Source organism: Candidatus Methanoperedens nitratireducens (genome assembly GCF_900196725.1).
Lineage (GTDB): Archaea > Halobacteriota > Methanosarcinia > Methanosarcinales > Methanoperedenaceae > Methanoperedens > Methanoperedens nitroreducens_A.
The window spans coordinates 1-5,156 of sequence record NZ_FZMP01000147.1; the positions used below are offsets into that span (position 1 = coordinate 1).

Sequence of the window (5,156 nt, forward strand, 5' to 3'; positions counted from 1 at the left end):
GACAATGATTTTTAAGCATGTTTTGTATTTGCAATTTTTCAAACACTACATGGTTATAGTTATTCACAAGATTTGTACTTAATTTATGATTGAAATCCTTTCTCTGAAATCTGATTCTCTGATGTACTTTCGCAACAATGATTCGTTGCTTATTCCTATTCTCTGAACCTTTCTTTTTCTTTGATAGATGTATCTGTTCTCGTGCAAGTCTTTTCTCGGATGCTCTAAGAGCTTGTCTGAATATTCAATCATTGTTTAGAAATCTGAATTTGTGACAACCGCCTGATCATTAAGTGCACCATTGCAGCATAAATTATAGCTTCGCTTGTTTCTGATAATTCTTCGTAATCTTTACTCAACCGCCTATAGCGGTTGAGTCACCCAAATGTTCTTTCAACTACCCATCGGTGAGGGAGAACCTGGAAACCTTTGATATCATCGTTACGCTTGACTATTTCCAGCATCCAGCCACAGAACTGCTTTACCCAATCAATCAGCTTTCCGGCATAGCCACCATCTGCCCAGATCAATTGCAGGCGGGGAAATTTCCCTTTAGCTTTTCCCAGAACCAGCATAGCGCCATCTCGGTCCTGGATATTCGCTGCATGAACTACAACCGTCAACAGCAGCCCAAGCGTATCTACCAATATGTGACGTTTGCGTCCATTCACTTTTTTGCCAGCATCGTATCCGCGTATCCCCGGGGTTTCCGTAGTTTTTACTGATTGACTATCCAGAACTGCTGCGCTCGGTTCTGGATTTCTATCTTCTGTAGTCCGAAGTTCAGTTCGCAAGCTTGCATTAATTCGTTCCCAAGTCCCATTAAGGCGCCAGAGCCGGAAATAGTGGTAAACGGTCTTCCATTTTGGAAAATCGTGCGGCAACATCCGCCAGTGACAACCTGAACGCAGCAAATAAAAGATGGCGTTCAAGATCTCACGGTATGAATGTTCACGCTTTCTGCCTCGTTTTGTTTTTGGCTTTGGTATATAAGGTTCGATTCTGTGCCACTCATCATCTGATAGGTCAGTTTGATATGGTTCTCTTTTAGTTTGTTCTTTCATATACGAACAATATATTACTCAAGGTTTATCTAATTTTCAGACAAGCTCTTAGATAAATTTTATGATAGAATTCAGAAAGGAAATGAGCATGAAATATTTACAAGAAAATTCATAGATGAGGGTCTAATCGATTTAAGAAAGGTTCTTAAAGATATTGATATGAATCTTACTGAGGTAAAAGATAGAACAGTTTTCAAGAGTAAGAACAATGAAGAACTTCAGAAGTATGCAGATAAACTGTTTCTCGCTTGGTTACTAACTGATTATGCCCTTGACTTAGATAGAATTGATTTCTTAATGAGAGATTTGCTAATGACACAATATAAGTTTCAATCTAAATTACCTAATAAAATGCAGCAAGATATTGTATCTAAAAAAACATTTTTTGGGAGAAATATTAAATGATATAATAATGGATTTTATATCTCGTCTTTGTGTGGGAACTGTAAATGAGTTAGATGATGCCTATAAATCAAATTATCCAGAAAATGCAAAGATATTATATTTGGATAACAAAGGCTCTTATGATTTAGATGAATTACTCGAATTTCTTCTAGGAACATATGCTGAAATGTATTCAAACGTATATTATAATGATACAGTTTCTTGTGCAGAGGCAATGATGGCAAAAGCTTTACATTTAGCTTATGATGCGGGGGATATTGATAGATCTAGTTTATACACATTTACAGACTCAGAATTGTATAGTTATTTGGAGAATTTGGAAAATGATCTTATTCGTGAAATCGTTTTATCCGTAAAATATAGAAGATTCTTCAAACCAATTGTTGAATTTGATTTGGATTTACGTATAAAAATGCAAATCGTTGAAATAGAGGAAAAAATCGCTGCTAAATTTGATTTGGATCAAAATAATTTTAAATCTTTAGTTATCAGGCTGTCCCAAATCCCACTTCAATGAAAAAATGACATTATTTTCAATTCGAGTTGAACAAACCAATCCCATCTTCATTTCCACTCAAAAATGATATTTTATCAGCAGAATTTACCACAATTTCACCAATATTTTCTATATGACACTCTGAAATTCCCTTTCGAAATACTTCCTTTCCATCTTTAGCCTTTCTTTTCAGGAATCCAGCAATTTTTTCAATGTTATGAACAATGCACATAATAAGAAATTCCACTTTTGCTTTATCTTTTCCTCTCAAAAGAAACTCTGTAAATCCCCTATTTTGTTTCATCTGGCCAAAAACAGGTTCAACCGTTGACATACGTTCCTGATATAATTCCTTTCCTTTTTCCGTTCTCAGTTTTTTCCTCATATCTTCCATTAAATGTTCTCGTGGATCTCTTGAAATAATTCTTTTTTTGGCTTTGGTACATGCATTTTTCAATATGCAAATGGAACAATGGTTGCCAATATATTGCTTCAAATCTGGTTCTTCATCTCTTTTTTGAATCCATTTAAAGGGCATAGTAATACCAGCAGGGCAATAATAACAATCATTTACTTTATCAAATCTGAACATGGATTTCAGGAAATACTTACTTTTTCCTCGTTCTTCTACCTTGAAAAAATTATCTGGAATATATGACTCTGTCCCTATTTGGCTCAGTAAATCAATATTATCATATGAAAAATATCCAGCATCAGCTAACAATATTGTCGGTCTGTAACCCATTGTTGCCCAGAGGAGTTGAATCATTGGATCGACTTGATTCACATCATTTGTATCAGTAACGAGATCAGCTGCAACGATCACTTGTTCCTTATCATCAACAGCAATCTGCCCGTTATAAGAAGGTTTCATGGAACCATCTTTATGCTTCATAATTTTTGCATCATTATCGGTGATGTTTATTTTTTCGAGTTTTTCTTCTTCGAGCTTCTTTTTTGCAGCCCTAATTTTTTCCAGCCTTTTTGTTTTATCTACTAATTCTTTTGGCATCTGATATGGTGTAGAATCACCATACATCTCATCTTCTGCTTTGTCGATTTCGATACTTTCTTTAAGAATTTTGTCAATTTCTTTCTCAAGTGCATCGGCATTTTTGCTTTGCTTTACAGATGCATTTGCTTTAATTTTGGTACCGTCAAGTGATATTTTCCCAACACCAAGCATACCCATTTCTTTGCATACTGTTACTACCTGGGAAAAAACATCCTTAATTGAATCAAGATGGGTCGAACGAAAACGGCAGATCGTTCGAAAATCAGGGTGCTGCATCGCTGCAAGATACATAAAAGCAGTATCCGTATGGGTCATTTTGTTGATTTCTCTTGAACTGCGGATGTTTATCATGTAACCATATAATAGGATTTTTATTAGTAATCGTGGATGGTAGGCAGGACAACCATCTTTTGAGTATTTGGCTTCTAAAGTCGTGATATCAATTGCATCTATTATGTCATTCAAAATCCTGCCTATATGGTCTTCCGCTATGAAATCTTCGAGGCTTATGGGAAGCAGGAATTGCTGCTTTTGGTCATATTTTTTAAACATAATTGCACCTATATTATTTATTAATTATAAATATACTTACTAGGTAATAGTATATTTGAAAGTATATAAAACTGTCGATGCATAGTGTAAATTATGATAAATATTGAAGAAATTGCTGAATATTTCAATGAAATATTCAGATTATATGGTCAGAAAATAATGGTGGAAAATGTAGCTTGACATTGTCACATTAGCTACCCTATTATATTTTGATTGCCCACCTAAATATGGGGAGTATATATCAAGAGATTTTTCAAACTTATAAGAGAGGATATAATACGGGCAAGAACCGAATTAAAGACTTACCATAATCAATTCATACCACGTTTTAAGACAAAGACACACAAAGTTATAGAGCAATCCAAAAAATATCTCTCTGGATGCTTAACTGTACAAAAAAGGGGGACAATGACAGAAATCGCAAAGACCGTTCCGAACTGTAATAATCAATCACTTCAGCACTTTATATCAGACTCACTATGGGATGAGCAGGGTCTCATATACGATATTCAGGACCGTTTAATCGAACTGATCGGTGATAAAGAAAATGGATCTCTTCAGTTAGACGAATCAGGGTTTCCAAAACAGGGCAACAGTTCAGCAGGAGTACAGCGGCAATACTGTGGAAGGCTTGGGAAAAAAGAGAATTGTCAGGTAGGAGTTTTCTTGGGTTATGTAAACGATAACAAGAGGACATTAATCGATAAACGTCTTTACATTCCTGAGGATTGGGCAGGTGATATTAAACTCAGAAAGAAATGCGGTATTCCTGAAGATTTAGTTTTTGAAACCAAAGCTGAGCTTGGGCTTGAGATGATACTTGATGCCAAAAGACGATATATTCCCTTTGGTTGGATTGGAATGGATTCTTTTTATGGGCAGCAAGCATGGTTTCTTGCTGAGCTTGAAAAAGAAAGAATTGTTTACATTGCTGACATACCATGTGATACAAGAGTTTGGTTGAACAAACCTGATGTAGGGATACCACAGAAAAATGGAATTCGAGGACGGAACCCAACAGTCGAAAAAGTTCTTGATAATAATAACCCGATACGAGTAGATAAGTTAGTAAACGAATTAGATTCTTCACAGTGGCATAGAGTATTTCTACGGGATTCTGAACGAAAAGAAATGTGGTGTAGGCTTGCGTATCTGCGGGTTTTTCCAGTCAAGGATAAATTGCCAGGTGAGGAGTGCTGGCTTATTATTCGAAGAAATGAGGGTGAGACTGAGACAAAATACCAGTTCTCAAATACTCCGACTGATACAAGCATTGATAGGATTGGAAAAATGTCTTGTAGCCGTTATTGGATTGAGCGTGCTATTGAGGATGCTAAAGGGGAGGTAGGTTTGGCTGATTATGAAGTAAGAGGTTACATCGGCTGGAATCACCATGTAGCTATGGTTTTTATGGCTATGCTGTTTCTTCTTGAGATGCAGGGTAAATGGAAATCGAAAGCACCACTGCTTACTATTTGTGATGTGAGGGAGATTTTTGAAGTTATTATGCCTAAGAGAAAGGTGACTGATAAAGAAATCTTGAAATTGATAAAGAAAAAACATAAAGCACGGTACTCAGCTAAATTATCGCATCATATAAGAGGGAGGTAATCTGACAAAGTCA

5 protein-coding genes and 1 pseudogene are annotated in these 5,156 nt (G+C 35.9%); 3 read left to right on the forward strand and 3 right to left on the reverse strand.

Going from position 1 to position 5,156, the window contains the following annotated elements; all coding sequences use genetic code 11:
* Both MNV_RS21330 and MNV_RS10120 read right to left on the reverse strand, forming a co-directional pair.
* Window positions 1-244, reverse strand: a 244-nt coding sequence (locus MNV_RS21330) for a transposase (protein ID WP_143311730.1), incomplete at its 3' end; no start/stop codon positions are given.
* Between the two features lie 4 nt (window positions 245-248).
* A pseudogene (locus MNV_RS10120) lies at window positions 249-1,064 on the reverse strand (IS5 family transposase).
* A gap of 159 nt (window positions 1,065-1,223) precedes the next feature.
* On the opposite strand from MNV_RS10120, the gene MNV_RS10125 reads away from it, so the two are divergent.
* Together MNV_RS10125 and MNV_RS10130 are read left to right on the forward strand one after the other, a co-directional pair.
* Window positions 1,224-1,469, forward strand: coding sequence for a hypothetical protein (locus tag MNV_RS10125; protein WP_096205739.1), 246 nt, complete (start codon window positions 1,224-1,226; stop codon window positions 1,467-1,469).
* On the forward strand, window positions 1,450-1,986 hold the full coding sequence (locus MNV_RS10130) for a hypothetical protein (RefSeq protein WP_143311729.1): 537 nt from the start codon (window positions 1,450-1,452) through the stop codon (window positions 1,984-1,986). Before MNV_RS10125 ends, MNV_RS10130 begins: the two co-directional genes overlap by 20 nt.
* A 16-nt stretch (window positions 1,987-2,002) precedes the next feature.
* Here MNV_RS10130 and MNV_RS10135 read toward each other — a convergent pair whose 3' ends face one another.
* A complete protein-coding gene (locus MNV_RS10135) occupies window positions 2,003-3,532 on the reverse strand; it encodes an IS1182 family transposase (RefSeq protein ID WP_255251364.1) in 1,530 nt (509 codons plus the stop codon).
* A gap of 276 nt (window positions 3,533-3,808) precedes the next feature.
* Here MNV_RS10135 and MNV_RS10140 point away from each other — a divergent pair, with 276 nt between their 5' ends.
* On the forward strand, window positions 3,809-5,143 hold the full coding sequence (locus MNV_RS10140) for an IS701 family transposase (protein ID WP_456303694.1): 1,335 nt from the start codon (window positions 3,809-3,811) through the stop codon (window positions 5,141-5,143).
* The last annotated feature ends 13 nt before the right edge of the window (window positions 5,144-5,156 follow it).

Bases quoted from the DNA above. Each gene is read 5' to 3' on its own strand.
- MNV_RS10135 (WP_255251364.1), bottom strand. From the start codon at position 3,532: ATGTTTAAAAAATATGACCAAAAGCAGCAATTCCTGCTTCCCATAAGC.
- MNV_RS10125 (WP_096205739.1), top strand. From the start codon at position 1,224: ATGAATCTTACTGAGGTAAAAGATAGAACAGTTTTCAAGAGTAAGAAC.